This window comes from Bradyrhizobium sp. WBOS07 (assembly GCF_024585165.1).
Taxonomy (GTDB): Bacteria; Pseudomonadota; Alphaproteobacteria; order Rhizobiales; family Xanthobacteraceae; genus Bradyrhizobium; species Bradyrhizobium japonicum_B.
The window spans coordinates 5,403,462-5,425,469 of the sequence record NZ_CP029008.1; the positions used below are offsets into that span (position 1 = coordinate 5,403,462).

Annotated in this window: 18 protein-coding genes; 6 read left to right on the plus strand and 12 right to left on the minus strand. The window is 64.5% G+C overall.

Annotated features, from left to right (window positions below):
- Nucleotides 1–16 precede the first annotated feature (16 nt).
- A complete protein-coding gene (gene malQ / locus DCM79_RS25725; RefSeq protein ID WP_257176914.1) occupies nt 17–1,978 on the plus strand; it encodes a 4-alpha-glucanotransferase in 1,962 nt (653 codons plus the stop codon).
- Nucleotides 1,979–2,008: 30 nt separating this feature from the next.
- A complete protein-coding gene (locus DCM79_RS25730) occupies nt 2,009–3,811 on the plus strand; it encodes a glycoside hydrolase family 15 protein (RefSeq protein WP_257176915.1) in 1,803 nt (600 codons plus the stop codon).
- Between the two features lie 232 nt (nt 3,812–4,043).
- On the opposite strand, the gene DCM79_RS25735 is transcribed toward DCM79_RS25730, so the two are convergent.
- From DCM79_RS25735 to DCM79_RS25760, 6 genes are read right to left on the minus strand one after another with little or no spacing between them, the layout of a single operon-like run.
- The gene (locus DCM79_RS25735; protein WP_257176916.1) at nt 4,044–4,856 is read right to left on the minus strand and encodes an HAD family hydrolase; all 813 of its coding nucleotides are present in this window, start codon (nt 4,854–4,856) and stop codon (nt 4,044–4,046) included.
- 25 nt (nt 4,857–4,881) lie between these two features.
- A complete protein-coding gene (locus DCM79_RS25740; RefSeq protein ID WP_257176917.1) occupies nt 4,882–5,412 on the minus strand; it encodes a gluconokinase in 531 nt (176 codons plus the stop codon).
- A complete protein-coding gene (gene pgl, locus DCM79_RS25745; protein WP_257176918.1) occupies nt 5,399–6,148 on the minus strand; it encodes a 6-phosphogluconolactonase in 750 nt (249 codons plus the stop codon). Before pgl ends, DCM79_RS25740 begins: the two co-directional genes overlap by 14 nt.
- Nucleotides 6,148–7,659, minus strand: a complete 1,512-nt coding sequence (zwf, locus tag DCM79_RS25750; RefSeq protein ID WP_257176919.1) for a glucose-6-phosphate dehydrogenase — start codon at nt 7,657–7,659, stop codon at nt 6,148–6,150. The genes pgl and zwf overlap by 1 nt, the downstream gene beginning before the upstream one ends.
- Before the next feature lie 27 nt (nt 7,660–7,686).
- Nucleotides 7,687–8,682 carry a phosphogluconate dehydrogenase (NAD(+)-dependent, decarboxylating) gene (gene gnd / locus DCM79_RS25755; protein WP_257176920.1) on the minus strand — a complete coding sequence of 332 codons (996 nt, stop codon included), beginning with the start codon at nt 8,680–8,682 and terminating at the stop codon, nt 7,687–7,689.
- Between the two features lie 12 nt (nt 8,683–8,694).
- The gene (locus DCM79_RS25760; RefSeq protein ID WP_257176921.1) at nt 8,695–11,544 is read right to left on the minus strand and encodes a bifunctional transaldolase/phosoglucose isomerase; all 2,850 of its coding nucleotides are present in this window, start codon (nt 11,542–11,544) and stop codon (nt 8,695–8,697) included.
- 793 nt (nt 11,545–12,337) lie between these two features.
- Here DCM79_RS25760 and DCM79_RS25765 point away from each other — a divergent pair.
- The 3 genes from DCM79_RS25765 to DCM79_RS25775 are packed head-to-tail and all read left to right on the plus strand — an operon-like array spanning nt 12,338 to nt 17,124.
- On the plus strand, nt 12,338–14,281 hold the full coding sequence (locus DCM79_RS25765) for a PrkA family serine protein kinase (protein WP_257176922.1): 1,944 nt from the start codon (nt 12,338–12,340) through the stop codon (nt 14,279–14,281).
- A gap of 30 nt (nt 14,282–14,311) precedes the next feature.
- Nucleotides 14,312–15,589 carry a YeaH/YhbH family protein gene (locus DCM79_RS25770; RefSeq protein ID WP_257180847.1) on the plus strand — a complete coding sequence of 426 codons (1,278 nt, stop codon included), beginning with the start codon at nt 14,312–14,314 and terminating at the stop codon, nt 15,587–15,589.
- Nucleotides 15,586–17,124 (plus strand): SpoVR family protein, encoded by a 1,539-nt coding sequence (locus DCM79_RS25775; protein ID WP_257176923.1) that lies wholly within the window; start codon nt 15,586–15,588, stop codon nt 17,122–17,124. The genes DCM79_RS25770 and DCM79_RS25775 overlap by 4 nt, the downstream gene beginning before the upstream one ends.
- 228 nt (nt 17,125–17,352) lie before the next feature.
- Here the strand turns inward: DCM79_RS25775 and DCM79_RS25780 are convergent, their stop codons facing one another.
- From DCM79_RS25780 to DCM79_RS25805, 6 genes are all read right to left on the minus strand, one after another.
- Nucleotides 17,353–17,790 carry a DUF1801 domain-containing protein gene (locus DCM79_RS25780; protein ID WP_257176924.1) on the minus strand — a complete coding sequence of 146 codons (438 nt, stop codon included), beginning with the start codon at nt 17,788–17,790 and terminating at the stop codon, nt 17,353–17,355.
- A gap of 9 nt (nt 17,791–17,799) precedes the next feature.
- Nucleotides 17,800–18,003, minus strand: coding sequence for a hypothetical protein (locus DCM79_RS25785; protein WP_257176925.1), 204 nt, complete (start codon nt 18,001–18,003; stop codon nt 17,800–17,802).
- Between the two features lie 45 nt (nt 18,004–18,048).
- Nucleotides 18,049–18,480 (minus strand): SRPBCC domain-containing protein, encoded by a 432-nt coding sequence (locus tag DCM79_RS25790; protein WP_257176926.1) that lies wholly within the window; start codon nt 18,478–18,480, stop codon nt 18,049–18,051.
- On the minus strand, nt 18,477–18,800 hold the full coding sequence (locus DCM79_RS25795) for a helix-turn-helix transcriptional regulator (RefSeq protein WP_126255144.1): 324 nt from the start codon (nt 18,798–18,800) through the stop codon (nt 18,477–18,479). The genes DCM79_RS25790 and DCM79_RS25795 overlap by 4 nt, the downstream gene beginning before the upstream one ends.
- 245 nt (nt 18,801–19,045) lie before the next feature.
- Nucleotides 19,046–19,495: a DsrE family protein gene (locus DCM79_RS25800; protein WP_257176927.1), complete on the minus strand. Its 450-nt coding sequence runs from the start codon at nt 19,493–19,495 to the stop codon at nt 19,046–19,048.
- Nucleotides 19,496–19,530: 35 nt separating this feature from the next.
- Nucleotides 19,531–20,151: a hypothetical protein gene (locus tag DCM79_RS25805; protein ID WP_257176928.1), complete on the minus strand. Its 621-nt coding sequence runs from the start codon at nt 20,149–20,151 to the stop codon at nt 19,531–19,533.
- Nucleotides 20,152–20,482: 331 nt separating this feature from the next.
- Here DCM79_RS25805 and DCM79_RS25810 point away from each other — a divergent pair, with 331 nt between their 5' ends.
- Nucleotides 20,483–21,991, plus strand: a complete 1,509-nt coding sequence (locus tag DCM79_RS25810) for an SUMF1/EgtB/PvdO family nonheme iron enzyme (protein WP_257176929.1) — start codon at nt 20,483–20,485, stop codon at nt 21,989–21,991.
- Nucleotides 21,992–22,008: the final 17 nt, after the last annotated feature.

Consider the following 22,008-nt stretch of genomic DNA (forward strand, 5'->3'; position numbering starts at 1 on the left):
GCAAGCTGCGTGCCGTATGGATCTTTTAGCTCAAGCCCGGATCAAGGGCGTTCAATCCGAATTCATTGATGCGCTTGGGAAGCTGCGGGTCACCGACCCCGTGGCCCTGAAGTCCATCCTCGACGCCCTGCCGGAAAAGCGGGTTTACCGCTTCGTCAACGGGCCGGTCGTGGTCCGCGCGCTCGGACATCCGCGCACGGAATTGGCCGCCATCGGCGCACCGCCGCTGCAATGGAAATTGGCCGCAAACGGCAAATCGACGGCCCAAGGCGAGACACGCGAGCCCGTGATCGCCTGGCCCGCCGGGCTGCCGCTGGGCTATCACCGGTTGACGCTGACCGATGCCGAAGGCGTGACCGAAGAGGTGCCGATGATCGTGGCGCCCGAGCGGGCCTTCGGCGGCGATTTCGACCGCGGCTGGCTGCTCGCCGTGCAGCTCTACAGCGTCCGTTCGGACCGCAATTGGGGCATCGGCGACTTCACCGACCTCGGCGATCTGGTCCGGCTCGCCCAGCAGCTCGGCGCCGACGGCGTCGGGCTCAATCCGCTGCACGTTCTGTTCGACGACCAGCCGTCCGACTGCAGTCCGTATTCGCCGAACAGCCGGCTGTTCCTCAATCCGCTCTATATCGACGTCGAGGCCATTCCCGAATTCTCGCCGGACCTCGTGCCCGACGCGGCGGCGACCGCTGCTCGTCTGCGCCAAGGCGATCGCGTGCCTTACGCCGACATGGCGGCGTTGAAATGGCTCGCCCTGCGCGCCGCGTTCAACAGCTTTGTCGCGAGCGCGAGCCAAGCGCGCCGCAAGGCGTTCGACGCCTTCCGCGCCGCCCGCGCGCCGTTGCTGTCCCGCTTCGCCTGCTTCGAGGTGTTGCGCCATCGCTTCGCCGCTCCGTGGTGGGAATGGCCGGCGGAATGGCGGCAACCGGACGAGGCCAAGTGCGCCGAACTGCGCGATGGACCCGACAAGCGCGAGGTCGAATTCGTCGAATTCGTGCAATGGACCGCGGACAGCCAGCTGCATGCCGCCAAGGAGCTCGCCAGCCAGCTCGGCATGCGCGTCGGGCTCTATCTCGACGTCGCGGTCGGCGTGCAGTCCAACGGCTTCGATGCCTGGAACGAGCAGATGGCGATCTCCCGCCATCTCGCCGTCGGCGCCCCGCCCGACGTGCTCAACACCATCGGCCAGGACTGGGGCCTTGCGGGCTTCAACGCCGGCGGCCTGGAGGCGCAATCCTTCGTGCCGTTCGCCGACATGCTGGCGGCCTCGATGCGCCATGCCGGCGCGATCAGGCTCGATCACGTGCTCGGCCTGAAGCGGCTCTATCTCGTGCCGCGCGGCTTCAAGCCAGACAACGGCGCCTATGTGCAGATGCCGTTCGAGGCGCTGCTCGGCGTCGTGGCCAGTGAGAGCGCGGCCCACAAATGCATCGTGATCGGCGAGGATCTCGGCACCGTGCCGGAAGGTTTCCGCGAGATGATGCAGGATTTCGGAATCTGGTCCTACCTCGTCATGATGTTCGAGCGCGACGAGACCGGCCGCTTCCGCAACGTCGAGCATTACCGGCCCAATGCGCTCGTCACGCTGAACACGCATGACCTGTCGACCTATGCCGGCTGGCGCTCCTTCGGCGACCTCAAGATGAAGCGCTCGCTCGGGCTCGATCCCGGCGAGAACGACCAGGCGCGCTGGGATGCGCTTGGCAGGCTCGACGAGATCCTGCGCCAGAACGGCATCAAGGCCAACGACCTCTATTCGGTGCTCGCCTTCCTGTCGCGCACGCCGTCGCGGCTGCTCGCGGTGTCGATGGAGGATTTGCTCGGCGTGATCGACCAGCCCAACATTCCCGGCACGATCGACGAGCACCCGAACTGGCGACAGCGCCTTCCCGTCGCACTCGACAAGATCGCCTCGAAGGTCGACCTCACGGCCTTGCGAGCGGCAACGCGGGAACGTTCGTTGAACGGCGGGAGTTGATCGGCCGGGGCGTCTCAGGCTCGCACGACATTGTCTCAGAGGATCGAGGACTACGCGCTGATCGGCGATTGCGAAACCGCGGCGCTGGTCGGGCGCAACGGCTCGATCGATTGGCTGTGCTGGCCCGCCTTCGATTCCGACGCCTGCTTTGCCGCCATCCTCGGCACTCACAAGAACGGCCGCTGGCTGATCGCACCGAGCGGCGACGTCATCAGGACATCGCGACGCTATCTCGGCGATACTCTCATCCTCGAAACGTGTTTCGAGACGAAGAGCGGCACCATTGCGCTGGTCGACTTCATGCCGCCGCGCGGCAAGGCGTCCGACGTCGTGCGGCTGGTGCGCGGCATCAAGGGCACGGTGAAGATGCGGATGGAGCTCGTCATCCGTTTCGGCTTCGGCGCCGATATTCCCTGGGTGCGGCGGATCGACCATTCCCTGATGGCCATCGCCGGCCAGGACATGACGGTGCTGCGCACGCCGGTCGAGACCCGCGGCGAGGATTTGACCACGGTCTCCGACTTCGAGGTGAGCGCGGGCGCGACCGTACCCTTCGTGCTGACCTATGGCCCCTCGCATCTGCCGCCGCCCGCGCCGATCGATCCGGAAATTGCGCTCCAGGAGACCGAGACGTTCTGGCGGGATTGGTGCAGCCATTGCACCCGCGACGGCGAGTATCGCGATCTCATCATGCGCTCGCTGATCACGCTCAAGGCGCTGACCTTCGCCCCGACCGGCGGCATCGTCGCGGCGCCGACCACGTCGTTGCCGGAGAAGCTTGGCGGCACCAGGAACTGGGATTACCGCTTCTGCTGGCTGCGCGATGCCACCTTCACCCTGCTGGCGCTGATGAACTCGGGCTACACCGAGGAAGCCCTGGCCTGGCACAATTGGCTGTTGCGCGCCGCCGCCGGCTCGCCGGCGAACATGCAGATCATGTACGGCATCTGGGGCCAGCGTCGGCTCCTGGAATGGGAGGCCGGCTGGCTCGACGGCTACGAGGGCGCAAAGCCGGTGCGCGTCGGCAACGCCGCGCATGCGCAGCTCCAGCTCGACGTCTACGGCGAGTTGATCGACGCCTTCCACCAGTCCCGCATGGCCAAGCTCAAGCTCGACGATGAAACGACATGGGCGCTGGAATGCGCCGTGCTCAACCATCTCGCCAAGGTCTGGGACCGGCCGGATCACGGCATCTGGGAGCGTCGCGGCGAGCCCAAGCACTATGTCTTCTCCAAGGTGATGACCTGGGTCGCCTTCGATCGCGGCATCAAGAGCGCCGAGACCTTCGGCTTCAAGGCGCCGCTGCTGCACTGGCGCACCTTGCGCGAGGCGATTCATCGCGACGTCTGCAGCAGGGGATTTGACGCGGAGGAGAACGCCTTCGTCGAATCTTATGGCTCGAAACTGCTCGATGCGAGCGTGCTGCTGCTGCCGTGTGTCGGTTTTCTGCCGGCGGAAGATCCGCGCATCCGCGGCACCATTGCGGCGGTCGAGAAACGCCTGATGCGCGACGGCTTCGTGCTGCGGCACGATCCGCGCGAGCTGCCTGCGGGGCAGCCGCTGCTGGAAGGCGCATTCCTGGCCTGCACATTGTGGCTGGCCGATGCCCATGTGCTGGCGGGCGATCTCGACAAGGCGCAAAGCTTGCTCGACCGCGTAGCCGGCATCGCCAACGACGTCGGCCTCTTGGCCGAAGAATACGATTCAGACGCCCGGCGCCAGACCGGAAATTTCCCGCAGGCGCTGACCCACATCGCGCTGATCAACACCGCGCAAAATCTGTCGGCGGCAAGGCAGAAGAGCGAGAAGCCGGCGATGCAGCGGTCGAAGTAGCGACTTGGACGACCGCGTGACAGGAGTGGGTCGGATTGCCTCCACGACGAAGGTGCGCTCCCTCTCCCGCTTGCGGGGGAGAGCTGGGGTGGGGGTGTCTCCGCTGGGCGAGAACCCCCAAGAGGAGAGAGCCCTCACCCGCCGCTCCGCGGCGACCTCTCCCGCAAGCGGGAGAGGTTACAGCGAGCCCGCGGCTGGACCAATCGGCCCTCTCCCAATCGTTGGCTCAGGCTCAGCCCACCCCGTTCCGCTTCAGGATCATCTCCATGGCCTCCGCAAAGCCGTCCTGCTCGTTGGTCGAGGTGACGTGCGTGGCCTGGTCCTTGACGTTGTCAGCGGCGTTGCCCATCGCGATCGAGGTGCCGCTGACGGCGAACATCGCAAGATCGTTCTGCATGTCGCCGATGGTGGCGACGGCAGCGGTCGCGATGCCGAGGCGCCTGGCCATCGCCGCGACGAACGTGCCCTTGTCGAAGCCGGGCGGGGTGACGTCGAGATAATAGGTCTGTGAACGCACCGCGTTGGCTTCGCTGCCGAGCGCCTGCTGCATCGCCTTCTCGCAAGATTCGAGGCGGGCAGCATCGGCGCTGGCGCCGACGATCTTGCAGGCGCTTGCGAGGTAGGGCGAAAAATCCGTCACGATGGTCGGGTCCGAGCGGATCGTGTGCCGCTCATGCGCAACGTATTGTCCGCTCGGGTTGTCGATCAGCCATTCGTCGGTGGTGAACAGCCAGATGTCGGCGCCGAACTCGCGAAGGATCTGCAAGGCGCGCTCGGCGGCGCCGGCCGGGATCAGATGCTGCTCGACCGGCCGCATCTCGGGATCGACGATCGAGGAGCCGTTGAATGGGCCGACCGGAAGCCAGAGCGCCAGCGGCTCGATCAGGAAGCGCATGCCGATCGCGGGACGGCTAGAGGTGATGGTGAAGCCGATGCCGGCTCTGTGCAACCGCTGCACCGCGCTCCTCGCGCGGTCCGTCAGCGTCTTGTCCTTGGTCAGCAGCGTGCCGTCGACGTCGGACACCACGAGTGAGATTTGCGTCATGACAGGACCTAACGTTGCTCGCGCCTCAGCGGTTCGTGCCGCCCAGTTTCAGTTGCCGGACGATGCCGTCCACGATCGCCTCGACGGTTTCGTCGATCGAAACGGTGATGACGTGCTCGCTCGCCTCCGGCGGCTCCAGCGTCTCGAATTGGCTCGTCAGCAGCCCGGGTGGCATGAAGTGGCCTTTGCGGTGCGCGAGCCGTGCGGCGATCAGCTCCCTGGTGCCTTTCAGGAAGACGAAGCGGACATCGTCGCGCCCGCGCAGCAGCACGTCACGGTAGGCGTGCTTCAGCGCCGAGCAAGCGATGATGATGTGCTCGCCGCGTCCGCAGACCCGCCCGATCTCGTCGGCGATGGCATTGAGCCAGGGCCAGCGGTCCTCGTCGGTGAGCGGGTGGCCGGCCCGCATCTTCTCGACATTGCTGGCGGGATGGAAGCTGTCGCCGTCCTCGAAGCGCCAGCCGAGCCGCTGGCCGAGCGCTTCGGCGATCGTGCTCTTGCCCGACCCCGACACGCCCATCACGATCAACGCACAAGGTGCTTCAACGCGGCCCACGAATGCCCTCCGGAAGCGCGGCCCTGTCGACCAGCCAGACGGTCTCGCCAGCCGAGCGCGCGCGCAAGGCCGGCAAGGTCTCGCCATTGAGGAGGCGCGTCAAGATCGGTTGCTTGTCGTGCCCGGCAATCTCGAACAACATTTCGCGGCAGGACGCCAAAGCGGGCAGGGTGAGCGAGACCCGCGGCACGAAAGGCGCGACATTGGCCCTGGGCACCCCAACGACCCAGCGCTCGGTCTCCTCGATTTCGGGGAAGCCGGGAAACAGCGAAGCGGTGTGGCCGTCCGGTCCCGCGCCCATCAGGACCAAATCGAACAGCGGGCGCGAGGGATCGAGGCGGTCGGAGCCGTAGAAGGCTTGCAGCTCGCGCGCATAGGCCTCGGCGCTCTGCTCAGGAGTCTCGGTCGCGGTCGGAATCGGGTGAATGTGGCTCGAGGCTGCATTGCGATCGAGGAACGTCGCGCGCGCGACCGCCATGTTGTTGAGGGGATCGCTCGCGGGGACGAAGCGCTCGTCACCGATGAACCAGTGCACGCGCTGCCACGGGATCTTGCCGCGCCAGGCCTCGCTGCCGAGCAATTGATAGAGCTTCTTCGGGCTGGAGCCGCCGGTCAGGCAGATCGCGATGCGGCCGGGATTGGCCGCGATCCGTGCCATCACCCGCTCGGCCGCGGCGCGGGCGAGGGCCTCGGCGTCCGCCTCCACGATCAGCTTCGGCAGGGCCGCCGCCGCCATCACGAAAACTTCCGCCAGCTTCGCCCGTCGCGCCGCAGCAGCTCGTCGGCGCATTTCGGCCCGTCGCTGCCGGCTTCATAGGTCTCGATGCCGTTGGTGCCCGCGCTTTTCCAGGCGTCCAGGAACGGCTGCACGGCCTGCCATCCGGCCTCGATGCCATCGGCGCGCTGGAACAGGATGTTGTCGCCGATCATGCAGTCGTAGATCAGCGTCTCATAGCCGGTCGAGGGATCGGCCCGGAAATAGTCGCCATAGCGAAACTTCATCTCGACACCGTCGATGGTGACGCTCGGCCCCGGAATCTTGGCGTTGAACTGCAGCTCGATGGTCTCGGTCGGCGCGATGCCGATGGTGAGGAAATTCTGCGACAGGCGGTCGATCGCCGTCCCCGAGAACATCGACAGCGGCGCCTGCTTGAACTTGATCGCAACTTCCGTGCGCTTGTGCGCCAGCGCCTTGCCGGTGCGCAGATAGAAGGGCACGCCGGCCCAGCGCCAATTGTCGATCATCAGCTTCAGCGCGACATAGGTCTCGGTGGTGCTGCCGGGCTTGACCTCTTCGGTCTTGCGATAGTCCGGAATCTCCTCGTCGCCGATCTGCCCTGCGAGGTATTGCGCACGCACCGAATTCCTCAAGGCTTCTTCCCGGCTCGGCTGCTGAATCGAGGTGAGCACCTCGGCCTTCTCGGAGCGCACGGAATGCGCATCGAAACGCGCCGGCGGCTCCATCGCGACCAGCGACATCAGCTGGAAAAGATGGTTCGGCACCATGTCGCGGAGCGCGCCGGTCGAATCGTAGAAGCCGCCGCGATGGCCGACGCCGAGCTTCTCCTCCACCGTGATCTGGATGTGGTCGATGTGGTTGCGATTCCAGATCGGCTCGAACATGCCGTTGGCAAAGCGCAGCACCAGGATGTTCTGCACCGTCTCCTTGCCGAGATAATGATCGATCCGGTAGATCTGGTGCTCCTCCATGATCTTCAGGAGCTCGGCGTTGAGCGCGCGCGCCGAAGCGAGGTCGGTGCCAAACGGCTTCTCGATCACCAGCCGCCGCCAGGCGCCGTTCTCCTTCGTCAGACCGGTGCGACCGAGCTCGCGCGCGGTCGGCGCGAACGCGGCCGGCGGGGTGGCAAGGTAGAACAGGCGGTTGCCGCCGGTGCCTTGCGAGCACTCCAGCGAGTCCAGATGCTCGCGCAGGCGGTCGAACGACGGCGGGTCCTTCGGATCGGCCTCGACGAAGGTGACGCATTGCAGCAACTGTGTCGCGACGTCGTCGTCGACCGGTCGCGTCGCGAATTCGCGCAAGCCCTTCATCAGGCTGTGGCGCAGCTCGTCATCGGACTGATTCTTGCGGCCGACGCCGACGACGCAGAACTTTTCCGGCAACAGGTTCTCGGCGGCGAGATTGTAGAGCGACGGCATCACCAGCCGGTGGGTGAGGTCGCCGGTCACGCCAAAGATGACGAAGGCGCAATTTTCCGGCTTGCGCTTGGGCTGCGGGTCTTTTGTCACGAATGATGAGCCTTCGCTTGTTACGTCTTATTTCGGCTTGGTGCCCGGTTGCTTCGGCTCCTTGTGGCCGCCGAACCCCGCGCGCATCGCGGAGAGAATTTTCTCGGCGAAGGTGTGTTCCCGGCGGGAACGGAAACGTGTGTAAAGCGCCGCGGTCAGGACTTCGGCCGGCACCGCCTCGTCGATTGCGGCATTCACGGTCCAGCGGCCTTCGCCGGAATCCTCGACGTAGCCGGAATATTCCGAGAGCTGCGGGCTGTCGGCGAGTGCCGTGGCGGTGAGATCGAGCAGCCAGGACGGAATCACGCTGCCGCGCCGCCACACTTCCGCGATGTCGGCCAGATCGAAATCGTAGCGGTGATCCGCCGGCAGGGCCTCGATGTTGGCGTTCTTGAGGATGTCGAAGCCTTCGGCATAGGCCTGCATCAGGCCGTATTCGATGCCGTTGTGGATCATCTTGACGAAATGGCCGGCGCCGACGGGGCCGGCATGGATATAGCCCTGCTCGATGCGGGGATCGCGGCCCTCGCGCCCTTCGGTGCGCGGAATGTCACCCGCGCCGGGCGCGAGCGCAGCGAAGATCGGATCGAGCCGGTCGACCACGGTCTTCTCGCCGCCGATCATCATGCAATAGCCGCGGTCGAGGCCCCAGACGCCGCCCGAGGTGCCGACATCGACATAGTGGATGCCGCGCTCCTTCAGCGCCTTGCCGCGGCGGACGTCGTCCTGCCAGAAGGTGTTGCCGCCGTCGATGATGACGTCGCCTGCCTGCATCACGCCTGCGATCGTCTCGATCGTCGTCTCGGTGATGTGCCCCGCAGGCAGCATCACCCAGGCCGTCCGCGGCCGCTCCAGTTTCGAAACGAACTCTTCGAGCGTTGCCGAGCCGACCGCGCCGTCGGCGGCGAGACCCGCGACCGCCTTGGCGTCCTTGTCGTAGACCACGGTCGAATGTCCCTGGCGCATCAGGCGGCGAACGATGTTGCCGCCCATTCGGCCGAGGCCGATCATGCCGAGTTGCATTGGCAATATTCCTTAGTTCAGCGCGTCGTTGAGCGCCGCATTGAGCGCGGCGAGGCCCTTCGTGAGTCCGCCCTTCAGGTGCACGCGCAGCGCGCGCCGGCCGCGTTCGGTCAGCACGTCGAAATCGCCGCGCGCCTGGGCCGCCTTGATCACGCCGAAGCTTGCCTTCTGGCCGGGCACCTTGAGATCCTTGGCATCATCGGCCGTGATCTGGAGGAACACGCCGCTGTCGGGTCCGCCCTTGTAGGCCTGTCCGGTCGAGTGCAGGAAGCGCGGCCCGAATTCGGCGCAGGTCGCAACATGCCGCTTCTCGCGCACCTCTAGCCGCATCGCCTGCAGCGCGTCGATCGTCGCCTTGTCGCGCGCGATGTAGCCGAGCAGCGCGACATAGTCGCCGTCGCTGGATCGTGACAGATGCGCCTTCAGCCAGGAGGTGAGGTCGCCGTTGGCGCCGGCGGCGCGCAGCGCCGTGGCGTTGGCCTCGTCGGTGTAGAGATCGGCCTCATCGGTGCTGATCACCGGCTGCTCTTCCGGCAGCGCGCCGGTCTTCTCGAACGCAGCGGTGAGCTCACGGGTCTTGATCTTGGCCGCTTCCACGTCGGGCTGGTCGAACGGGTTGATGCCGAGGATCGAGCCCGCCACAGCCGTTGCCATCTCGAAGCGGAAGAACTCCTGGCCGAGATGGTCGATCGACTTCATGACGATGCGCACCACGGGATGGCCGGCCGCTTCGATGGCGGCGAGCTTGGAATCGTGTGCGGCGTCCGCTTCGCCCTCGACGCGGATGTCGATGAAGAAGCGGTCGTTGCCGTAGACGCTGGGATCGCCCAGCGGCTCGCCCTCGATCGGGATCAGGCCCTTGCCTTCCTTGCCGGTCGATTCCGCGATCAGCTGCTCCGCCCAGGCGCCGAAATCGGCGATCTTCTTCGAGGCCAGGATCGTCACCTTGTCGCGACCCTCGAGGCCGGCCAGGCCCATGGCAAGGCCGAGCTGCACGCCCGGGTTTTCGCTCGGCGGCACGTCCGGCCCGCAGGAGCGGGCCATCGAGAGCGCATGCTTGACGAAGGTCTTGACGTCGATACCGGCGGTTGCCGCCGGCACCAGGCCGAACGGCGACAGCACCGAATAGCGGCCGCCGATCGACGGCTCGCCGTGAAAGATGCGGGCATAGTTCAGCTTCTTCGCCGCCTTCTCCAGCGACGAGCCGGGATCGGTCACCGCGATGAAGCGATGGCCGGTCTTCACCTTCGCACCCACCGCCTTGGCAACCTGCTGATGGAAATAATCCTTCATCGCGTTCGGCTCGGTGGTGCCGCCGGACTTGCTCGAGACGATGAACACGGTGTTGGCGATGTCGATCTTCGCCTCCATGGCGCGCACCTCGGCCGGATCGGTGGAGTCAAGCACATGCAGCTTCGGGAAGCCGGGCTTCTTGCCGAAGGTCTCGGCCAGCACCTCGGGGCCGAGGCTCGATCCGCCCATGCCGAGCACGACGGCGTCGGAGAATTTCTGCCCCTTCACGCGGCCCGCATAATCCTCGTAATCGGCGACGTCGGCCTTGGCAGGGCTGTCGAGCCAGCCGAGCCATTTGTCCTCATCAGTGCCGGTCCAGACCGACTTGTCGCGCTGCCACAGCCGGCGGATCTTGGCGGAGGCGCGCCATTCTTCCATGCTCTTGGCCACGGCCTTGCCGAGGCCATCGCCGAGCGAGAGAAGCTGCCGATCGAGCGCGGGGGCGAGCACGGTGGCGCGCTTGTGGGCGACCGCGCCGTAGAGCTTGTCGGCGGCGTCCGCGAACAGCTTGACGCCGTCCTTGACCAGCTCCTCGGTGATGGCGTCGAGCGAGATGCCGGAGCGCTCCAGCTCTTCCAGCACGCGCCTGGCGTCATCGACGTTCTCTTCCAGGCTGTCGCGCGGCTTGCCGTGGTCGCGGAATGCGTCCAGCGTCGCCGGGGGCACCGTGTTGATAGTGTCCGGGCCGATCAGCTCCTCGACATAGAGGACGTCGCTGTAATCCTTGTTCTTGGTGCCGGTCGAGGCCCACAGCATGCGCTGCGGCTTGGCGCCCTTGGCGGCGAGCTTGTCCCAGCGGGGACCTGCGAACAGGCGCTTGTAGTCCTGGTAGGCGACCTTGGCATTGGCGATCGCGACCTTGCCCTTCAGCACTGCGAGCCGCTCCTTCTCGGACGGGTCGTTGGCGCGGGCGATCTTGTCGTCGAGCTGCTTGTCGACCACGGAATCGATGCGGCTGACGAAAAAGCTCGCCACGCTCGCGACATGCGCAGGGTCGCCGCCGCCGGCGACGTATTTTTCGAGGCCGGCGATGTAGGCTTCGGCCACCTGAAGATAGACCGCCCTGGAGAACAGCAGCGTGATGTTGATGCTGATGCCGTCGCCGATCAGCGTCTCGATCGCCGGCAAGCCCTCGGGCGTCGCCGGCACCTTCACCATCAGGTTCTTGCGGCCGACGTCCTTCCACAGCCGCCGCGCTTCGGCGACCGTGCCCGATGTGTCCATGGCGAGATAGGGCGAGACCTCGAGGCTGACATAGCCGTCGCCTCCCTTGAGGCGGTCATAGACCGGGCGGAGCACGTCGGCGGCGTTCTGGATGTCCTCGACCGCCACAGTCTCGAACAAATCGGCCACGGTCCGGTCGCCGCGCTTCAGCGCCTTGCCGATCGGGGCATCGTATTCGTCCGAGCTGCCGATCGCCTTCTCGAAGATCGAGGGATTGGAGGTGACGCCCTTGACGCCGTCGGTGTCGATCAGCCGCTTCAGGTCGCCCTTGGCGATGAAGCCACGGGCCAGGAAGTCCAGCCAGACCGCTTGTCCGTGCTTTTCCAGTTCTTTGACGGGATTCATGATGCTTATTTATCTCCAAGCCTGCGGGCGAGGGGTTTCCGCGCCAGTCCTGCCGCGCTATCCTCTAGCTTACATGCTCCCGGGAGGGAACCAATCAAGGGTACAGGCGTCCTACCCTCCGGTGTAACTCCGCCGCGATCATGGCGATCCCGGCGGCAGTAGCCCTGTTGCGTAAAAAGTCGTCGGCCGAAAGCTCGGCCGAGGCCAGTCGAGCAACGTCGGTTCGCCCTGAATTCGCTTGCCGAAGTTTCTGCTGAACGGCGCCGCGGGCACCAGATGATCGCGCTGACGCCGACGCTCGACTTGAAGCGGCCATCCCGCCGTATCCTCAACTTGATCCGCGCAGAACGATCGGAGCGTCCATCCGGTTGGACGACTTGGCAGTCGACTTGATACAGTGCTGCGTGGCGACGCGCACGCTGTGCACCGCATTGCAGCAGGAGATGAACGCGGCTCTCAAAGCTGCGCTCAAGGCTTCGCCCTACGAGCGTCATAAGATCGCCGCTGGCGGCTCGCCATGCTGCAACGCCGGATGAACGGATCCCCGGTAAGGCCCGGATGTTGCGACCGAGTGACATTTTCTGGAAATGAGCCAATATAGACGGAGATTCGCACAAAATACGGGCAGGTGCCTGTTCGTAACTCAACGAGTGCCTACGTTGTGCGTTGCGTCGTGTCGGCACCCGGGTGTCCAATGATCGTCATGTGCTCACGCTGATTCGAAACGGCCTGAGGAACGGTCCGGTAACTGCTTTCGTTTCAGCTTGTAGCGGAACTCACGCGGAGAGGGATCATGTACAACGATTCTCTATTCAACGCTTTCGCTCGGTCGTTCGAGGCGAGAAGCCAGCACGACATGTCGATGGCGGAATATCTGGAATCGTGTCGAAGCGATCCCATGAAATACGCGAACGCGGCCGAACGATTGCTAGCGGCGATCGGTGAACCTCAAACGATTGACACGGCCAAGGACCCACGCCTTGGCCGTATTTTTTTGAACCGCACAATCCGGACCTATCCGGCCTTCGCCGGCTTCTACGGCATGGAAGAAACCATCGAGCGCATCGTTGGTTTCTTCCGCCATGCGGCGCAGGGCCTGGAGGAACGCAAGCAGATCCTCTATTTGCTCGGGCCGGTCGGCGGCGGCAAGTCTTCGCTCGCCGAGCGGCTGAAGTCGCTGATGGAAGTGCATCCGATCTACGTGCTCAAGGCCGGCGATGAACTCTCGCCGGTGTTCGAGAGCCCGCTCAGCCTGTTCGATCCCGATCAGCTCGGCCCGATGCTGGAAGAGAAATACGGCATTCCGCGCCGGCGTCTCACCGGGTTGATGAGCCCGTGGTGCTACAAGCGGCTGGAAGCGTTCGGCGGCGACATCTCCCAGTTCCGGGTCGCCAAGATCCAGCCGTCGCGGCTGCGCCAGATCGCGATCGCCAAGACCGAGCCCGGCGACGAGAACAACCAGGACATCTCCTCGCTGGTCGGCAAGGTCGACATCCGAAAGCTCGAGACCTACGCCCAGAACGATCCCGACGCCTACAGCTATTCCGGCGGCCTCAACCGCGCCAACCAGGGCGTGCTCGAGTTCGTCGAGATGTTCAAGGCGCCGATCAAGATGCTGCACCCGCTGCTCACCGCGACGCAGGAAGGCAATTACATCGGCACCGAGAATATCGGCGCGATCCCGTTCACCGGCGTGATCCTGGCGCACTCCAACGAAGCTGAATGGGCGAGCTTCAAGGCGAACAAGAACAACGAGGCCTTCATCGACCGCATCTGCGTCATCAAGGTGCCGTACTGCCTGCGCGTCACCGAAGAGCAGAAGATCTACGAGAAGCTGATCCAGGGCTCCGAGCTCGCCGCGGCGCCTTGCGCACCCTCGACGCTGGAGACGCTGGCGCGGTTCTCGGTGATGTCGCGCCTGCGCAAGCACGAGAATTCCACCCTGTTCGGCAAGATGCGGGTCTACGACGGCGAGAGCCTGAAGGAATCCGACCCGAAGGCGCGCAGCGTTCAGGAATATCGCGACGCCGCCGGCGTCGACGAGGGCATGGACGGCGTTTCCACCCGCTTCGCCTTCAAGATCCTCGCTGCGACCTTCAACCACGACCCGCAGGAGGTTGCAGCCGACGCCGTGCATCTGATGTACGCGCTGGAGCAGGCGATCCGCAGGGAGCAACTGCCGGAGGAGGTCGAGAAGCGCTATCTCGAATTCATCAAGGCGGATCTGGCGCCGCGCTATGCCGAGTTCATCGGCAACGAGATCCAGAAGGCCTATCTGGAATCCTACTCGGATTACGGTCAGAACCTGTTCGATCGCTACGTCGACTATGCCGACGCCTGGATCGAGGACCAGGACTTCAAGGATCCCGACACCGGCCAGCTGCTCGATCGCGAGCTTTTGAACCAGGAGCTGACGAAAATCGAGAAGCCGGCGGGCATCGCCAACCCCAAGGACTTCCGCAACGAGGTCGTCAAATTCTCGTTACGGTCGCGGGCCCAGAACGGCGGCAAGAATCCGACCTGGACCTCCTACGAGAAGATTCGCGACGTGATCGAAAAGAGGATATTCTCCCAAGTCGAGGACCTGCTTCCGGTCATCTCCTTCGGGTCGAAGAAGGACGGCGAGACGGAGAAGAAGCATGGCGAATTCGTCGCACGCATGGTGGAGCGTGGCTACACCGAGCGTCAGGTTCGCCGGCTCGTCGAATGGTACATGCGCGTGAAGCAGGCCGGTTGAGGCGGATGGGAGGCGAATGGTAAAGTGCCCATTCACATTATTGACAGGCGCCTGAATCCAGGCGGCAAGAGTCTTGAGAACCGCCAGCGGTTCTTGCGTCGGGCCAAATCGCTGGTGCAGGGCGCCGTCAAGAAGACCTCGCAGGAGCGCGACATCAAGGACGTCCTGGAGGGGGGCGAGGTCACGATCCCCCTCGACGGCATGCACGAGCCGCGCTTCCGCCGCGAGGGCGGCACGCGCGACATGGTGCTGCCCGGCAACAAGAAGTTCATCGAGGGCGACTATCTCCAGCGCTCCGGCCAGGGCCGCGCCAAGGATTCCGGCCCGGGCGAGGACGACAGCGAGGACGCGTTCCGCTTCGTGCTGTCCCGTGACGAATTCGTCGATCTGTTCCTGGACGATCTCGAGCTGCCGGATCTTGCCAAGCGCAAGATCGCACAGACCGAGAGCGAGGGCATCCAGCGTGCCGGCTACACCACGTCGGGCTCGCCCGCCAACATCTCGGTGAGCCGGACGGTGAAGCTCGCGCTGGCGCGCCGCATCGCGCTCAAGCGTCCGCGCAAGGACGAGATCGAAGAGCTGGAAGCTGCGATCGCGGCCTGCACCGACGAGGACGAGCGTGAGGTGCTGCTCGCGCAGCTCGAAAAGCTCAAGGCGAAATCCAAGCGCATTCCCTTCATCGACCCGCTCGACATCCGCTACCGCCGCTTCGAGACGGTGCCGCGGCCGGTGGCCCAGGCGGTGATGTTCTGCCTGATGGACGTCTCGGGCTCGATGTCCGAGCACATGAAGGATCTCGCCAAGCGCTTCTACATGCTGCTCTACGTGTTCCTGAAGCGCCGCTACAAGCACGTCGAGATCGTCTTCATTCGTCACACCGACCGCGCCGAGGAGGTCGACGAGCAGACCTTCTTCTACGGCCCGGCCTCCGGCGGCACGCTGGTCTCCAGCGCCCTGCAGGCCATGCACGAGATCGTGCGCGAGCGCTTCAACCCGTCGGACTGGAATATCTACGCCGCGCAGGCTTCCGACGGCGACAATTCCTATTCCGACGGCGAGCTCACCGGCATGCTGCTGACCGACAAGATCCTGCCGGTCTGCCAGTTCTTTGCCTATCTCGAGGTCGGGGAGTCCGGCGGCAGCGCCTTCGATCTCTCCGACTCCTCGCTCTGGAGCCTCTATGAGCGCCTGCGCAACAGCGGCGCGCCGCTTTCGATGCGCAAGGTCTCGGAGCGCAGCGAGATCTTTCCGGTGTTCCACGATCTGTTCCAGCGCCGCGAAACGTCCCGGGAGAAGGCCGCTCCATGACGGAACGATTGTTCGAAGGCGCCGATTGGGACTTCCACACCTTGCAGCGCATCACCGATGCCTGCGAGGAGGTGGCGCTGAAGGATCTCGGGCTCGACGTCTATCCGAACCAGATCGAGGTCATCACCGCCGAGCAGATGCTGGACGCCTATTCGTCGGTCGGCATGCCCCTGTTCTACAAGCACTGGTCGTTCGGCAAGCATTTCGCCTTCCACGAGGCGTCCTACCGCAAGGGTCTGATGGGCCTCGCCTACGAGATCGTGATCAACTCCTCGCCCTGTATCTCCTATCTGATGGAGGAGAACACGGCGACGATGCAGACCCTGGTGATCGCGCACGCCGCCTTCGGCCACAACCACTTCTTCAAGAACAATTATCTGTTCAAGCAGTGGACCGACGCCGACGGCATCCTGGACTATCTCGACTTCGCCAAGAACTACGTCATGCAGTGCGAAGAGCGTTACGGCCGTATCGAGGTCGAACGCACCCTGGACGCCGCGCACGCGCTGATGTCGCACGGCATCGACCGCTATCCCGGCAAGAAGAAGCTCGATCTGCGCGCCGAGGAGAAGCGGGCCGGGCGCCGCCGTCAGCACGAGGAAGAGGTCTTCAACGACCTCTGGCGCACCGTGCCGGCCGGCAAGAGCAAGACCCGCTCTGCGCTCAGCATCGAGCGCCGCCGCAAGCTGCTCGGTTTGCCGCAGGAGAATTTGCTCTACTTCCTGGAGAAGAGCGCGCCGCGGCTGGCGCCGTGGCAGCGCGAGCTGCTGCGCATCGTCCGCCACATCGCGCAATATTTTTATCCGCAGAGCCAGACCAAGGTGATGAACGAGGGGACGGCGACTTACGTCCACTATCGCATCATGACCCAGCTGCACCAGCAGGGCCGCATCACCGACGGCAATTTCCTCGAATTCCTGGGCTCGCACACCAATGTGGTGTTCCAGCCCGAGTTCGACGATCCGCGCTTCTCCGGCTTCAACCCTTACGCGCTGGGCTTCGCCGTGATGCAGGACATCGAGCGTATCGTCACCAGGCCGGAGGACGAGGACCGCGAATGGTTCCCCGACATCGCCGGCAAGAACGACGTGATGGGCGTGCTGCGCGACGTCTGGGCCAACTATCGCGACGAAAGCTTCATCGCTCAGTTCCTGAGCCCCAAATTGATGCGGCACTTCCGCATGTTCCACCTGCACGACGATCCCGAGGAGCGTGCCGGCATCAGGGTCGACGCCATCCACGACGAGCGCGGCTTCCGCCGTGTCCGCCGCGAGCTGGCACGGCAGCATGATGTCGGCTACATCGACGCCAATATCGAGGTGGTCGACGTCGATCTCTCCGGCGACCGCCGCCTGATCCTGCATCACCACGTCATCAAGGGCGCGCAGCTCAACGAGACCGATGCCAAGCGCGTGCTGCAGCACCTCGCCGATCTCTGGACCTACGACGTCGCGCTGATCGAGGTCGATTCCAACGACAAGGTCCTGCGCGAATACGTCGTGAGCCCGCGCCCGATCCCCGCCGCTGTGGCGTGACGGCGGCTTCGCTGTTGCCAAGCGCTCACTTGGGTTGAGCGTCAGCTCGCGCGCCGATGACGGTGCGCCCCCTCCCCCGCGTGCGGGGGAGGGCTGGGGAGAGGGTATTTCCGCAGTGGGACTCCCCCAGAGGAGAGAACCCTCTCCCGGCGCTACGCGCCGACCTCTCCCGCAAGCGGGAGAGGTTGAGCCCGCGGCGGCTCAGGAGCTCACGCCGATACATCGCACCTAGGTAGACATTTTCCCCGGCTTCTTCTTCGCTGCATTCAGCTCCACCGCCGCGCGGATCAGCGCCTTCAGCGCCTTCTCGTTGATTGTCTCGCCGTCGCGAATGTCGATCGCGCGCCGCACGTTGCCGTCGAGGCTGGAATTGAACAGGCCTGAGGGGTCGTCGAGTGCCGCGCCCTTGGCAAAGGTCAGCTTCACCACTTGCTTGTAAGTCTCGCCGGTGCAGATGATGCCGTCGTGCTCCCACACGGGAACGCCGCGCCATTTCCACGCTTCCACCACGTCAGGGTCGGCTTCCTTGATCAGGGCACGGATCCGCTTCAGCATGTCCCCGCGCCAGTCGCCCAGCTCCTTGATCCTGCCGTCGATCAGCTTGGCGGGCGAAAGCCCGTTCGCTTCCGTCGCGCCGGTCTTCTTAGCAGTCACGGACTTCTTCATCCTCCCGCCTCACGCGTTGCTGCGGCCGAGATAGGGCAGCGCGAACAGATACAGCCCGGTCGCGAGCAACGGAATCAGCGGCACGAGTGCCAGGATCCCGATCCACACGGCCTGGAGCTGCATGACCATCGCGACGATGTTGACGACGACGGCCAGCGTGAAAGCCATCGACAGCCAACGATGAATTTGCCGAATCCACATCTGCGTGCTCATCGGATCCTCCCTTGCGAATGTTTGGAAATGGACACGGCGGACGAGCTAGTCCCCGCGCGCCAGCACCTCGTCCAGCTTGGCCAAAAACTGCTTCCAGCCGGCATGCGCGCCGCCGAAGGCCTGCTTCTGCGTCGGGCTGAATCCCGCCTGCTCGACGCGCAGATGCGTGCCCGCGCTGGTCGGCGTCAGCGTGAAGGTCACGACGCTCTTGAGGTCAAAGGCGGCGTCCTCATGCGAGAAATTCCAGGTATAGGCGAGGGTCTTCTGCGGCTCGATGGTGAGCACCTCGCAGTCCAGCACGCCGCCCCATTCGCCGCGCAGGTTGAAGCGATGGCCGACATCAGGCTTGAAGTCGTTCTTCATCAGCCATTCCTCGATCAGGTGCGGCTGCGTCAGCGCGCGCCAGAGCCGCTCGGCGGGATAGGCAAATTCGCGCTCGACCACCACTGAGCGCGTCTGGCGTGAGGCTTCGGTCATTGGTCCATCCTCTTCAGGAGATCGTCGAGCGCGTCGAGCCGCCGCTGCCAGAAGGACGACATCTGGCTGGTCCAGTCGATCAGCGGATTGAGCGCGCCGGGCTGCGCGCTGTAGTGGGTCTGGCGTCCCTCATGGCGGTCGCGCACGAGGCCAGCCTGCTTCAGCGCGCCGAGATGCTTCGATACCGCCGGCTGCGACACCCCGGATCGCACCGTCAGCGCCCCGACCGTCTGCTCGCCCTCGCGGCACAGACGCTCGAAGATCGCCCGCCTCGTAGGGTCGGCGAGCGTCCTGAACAGGATATCGGGGGCGGGGGACATGGCGATCCATAACTGGGAGGTTATGGATTGATCTATAACTGGTGAGTTATGGGTAGTCAAGTACGATGGGAGGCTGCGGCGATGGCTGGCGCAGCCCTCTCCGCGTCATTGCGAGGAGCCCTTGCGACGAAGCAATCCAGTCTGTCTCCGCGGAGAAAAATCTGGATTGCTTCCGCCTTCGCCAAGTCTTCGGCGGACAAGTCGCTGCGTTCGCAATGCGGGGAACTTCAGTCCCGCGCGCACTCCTAAGGCCGCAGATACAAATAGCCCTGCGATTGCAGCTCGGCGATGCGAACCACGCCGCCCTTCTCCAGGTTGACGAAGCCGGGCAACAAATCCGCCAGCGTGACGTTCTGCGCCTTCATCGTGTTGCCGCAGGCGGCGAGCTCGACGCCGTCCTTGGAGAAATCACTGACGCGCCTGCTGATGTCGGGATTGGCTTGCGCCGAATGAAACGCCTTCAGCGCCGGTCCGTGGATCACCAGTGCGATCGTGACATGTTCGGGGCCGCCGACGCCGTCGATATGGTTCTGGATGTTGCCCAGCACGAAATTCACCTTCTCGGCGTCGCTGAGGTGATAGACCACCTTGAGCTTGTTGCCCGGGCCGGCATCGGTGGCCGCTTGCGCACGTGAGGCGCCGAACGCGGCGCCAAGTGCCGAGACGGCGCTCCACAAGATGTTGCGGCGATTCATGGCGGCCTCCCCGAAAGCGACGATGCCGGACAGTATCACTTGTGGCGCAGCGCGGCGAGCTCCTTGCGGTCGGTCACCAGCGAAGCGCATTCGCTTGTCTCGGTGCGATCGAGCCGGAAGATCCTGTCGTCGGCGCCGCCGACCAGCGCATGTTCGGCCTCATCGTCCGGCTTGTTGTTTTGCCAGACGCGTACCCGCTCGAGCCGCACGATCGCCGCCTTGTCGTCCTTGGAGAGCGCAACGCCGATGCCGCCGCCGTCGCAATCGACGCCGCAGCCGAGGCGCACCTCGCTGCCATTCCTGGTGAACACGGCGTGGTTACACGAGCCGCTGGAGTCGAAATTGCCGCTGCGGTGACGGTACCCGAAGCCGAGGCGGAAGGAATGGTGCAGTTCCTTGTCCTCCTTGTCCAGTTCCGCCGAGATCAGCAGCTTCATCGCGGCGACCTTCTGCTTGGGATGCCGCGCCAGATGGTCGGTGTCGTAGCGGCGGACGAAGCAGGCATAGGCCTTGTCGCCCGGCTTGCCCGCATACATGCGCGCATTGAAGCCCTCGGATTCAGCCTTGCTGGCCTCGCGGATGTCGTCGCCTTCCTCGGCCTGGGCGGCGCCGATGAATGCGGCAAGGGCAAGCGGAAGGATAAGAGCAAGCTTCATGATCGCACCGGGCGCCTGGCGGCTATGGCCCGCCGCGGCAGGGCGGCGCAGGCCTGCCATTAGTCGCGGCGCCAGCGCACGGCGTTCAAGCCTTCGGCACGGTCACCCCTGCGACTATCCCCGCACGAACTCGGGGCCGTCGTCTCACGCCGGGCCTTAGTCATTGATGGGATTAAGAAGGTTCAACTGGTGCGCTCCTTGATTTCTCCGGAACTCGATGTCGGCGATGGCGGCGACATTGTCTCGGTTCGTCAATGTGGTAGCCTTCACAGACGACCGCCTTTGGCGGTCGTAAGCTGGGGCTGCCTTGTAAGCTTGTGGAGTCCCCCGCATGGGCGAAATTCGCAACTTCAGATCCGGCAATCAGGATGAGCCGCCGCCACACGGCTCCATGCCTCGCCGTCTCGCCGCGATCATTGTCGGTGACATCGCTTCCTACAGCCGCATCATGCAAGCGGACGAGGAGGGGACGCATGTCCGCGTCAAGCGGATCGAGCGCGATATCATCCAGCCCAGCATCATCGAGCACCATGGAAGTCTGGTGAAGACGACGGGCGATGGCTTCATCGCGATTTTCGATAGCCCTGTTGAGGCCGTTCGCTGCAGCATCGTGATCCAGCAGAACCTCATCGGCCGCAATGCCTCGCTTCCAAAGCATTCGCGCCTCGAATACCGGATCGGCGTCAATCTCGGCGACGTGATCGTAGAGCCGGACGATATCTACGGCGACGGCGTCAATATTGCCAGCCGTATCGAAGGCATTGCGCAGCCCGGTCAGGTCTATATCTCAGGCGCGATCTACGAGCAGATCAAGCACAAGGTGGTGTGCGGCTATGAGTCGCTCGGAGACCGCAAAGTCAAGAACATCACCGACCCGGTGCGTGTCTATCGCGTGCTGCCGGATGCAGATGCGGTCGGCAGCACGCGCGGCCGGCGCGAAAATACCCTTATTTTCCTTTTGGCCATCACGCTGCTGATTATCGCGACCGGCGTGCTCTGGTATTTGCTGGCGCAGCCCGGCAGGATCAACGAGCAGGCCGCCACGCCCACCGTTGCCCCGGCCGCGTCGCCGCAAGAGGCAGCGACGCAGACGCCACAACCCTCCCCATCATTGGCTTCTGCCCCTCCCTCGCCGTCGCCGGCGCCCAGCCCATCGGCGACGCCGCCTCGCGAACCCGAGATGATCGCCATTCGCGGCGGAAGCTTCGCGATGGGGAGCAATGACGACCCGACCGAACGGCCTGTCCACCAGGTCGCGATCAAGCCGTTCTCGATCGGGAAATATCCGGTGACGGTGCAGGAGTGGAACGAATGCGCCGCCGCCAGGGCGTGCGGATTCACGGCGCCCGGCAAGGACGATGCTCCCGTCAGCAATGTGAGCTGGGCCGACGCGCAACAATATGCCGCCTGGCTCGCGCAGACGACGAAGAAGCCTTACCGCCTTCCGAGCGAAGCCGAATGGGAATATGCGGCGCGCGGCGGAACGCAGACGAGATACTGGTGGGGCGACAAGCTCCAGCCGGGCATGGCCGGGTGCAAGGATTGCGGTGATCTTGCGGCCGAGCAGCCGGCCAAGGTCGGCAGCTTCAAACCCAATCCATTCGGGCTCTATGACATGGGCGGCGGCATCGATCAGTGGGTCGAGGACTGCTGGCATAAGACCTATCAGGGCGCGCCGGGTGACGGCTCGGCATGGAGCAGCGGCGACTGCAGCTCTCATGTTCTCCGCTCGGGTTCCTGGAAGAACGATTCGAGATATGTGCGGCCGTCAAACCGCGATGGTTACGACACCAATGTCCGTTACCCCACACATGGATTCCGTGTCGCACTCAGTCCGTAAGTGCTGGAGTAAGTTTG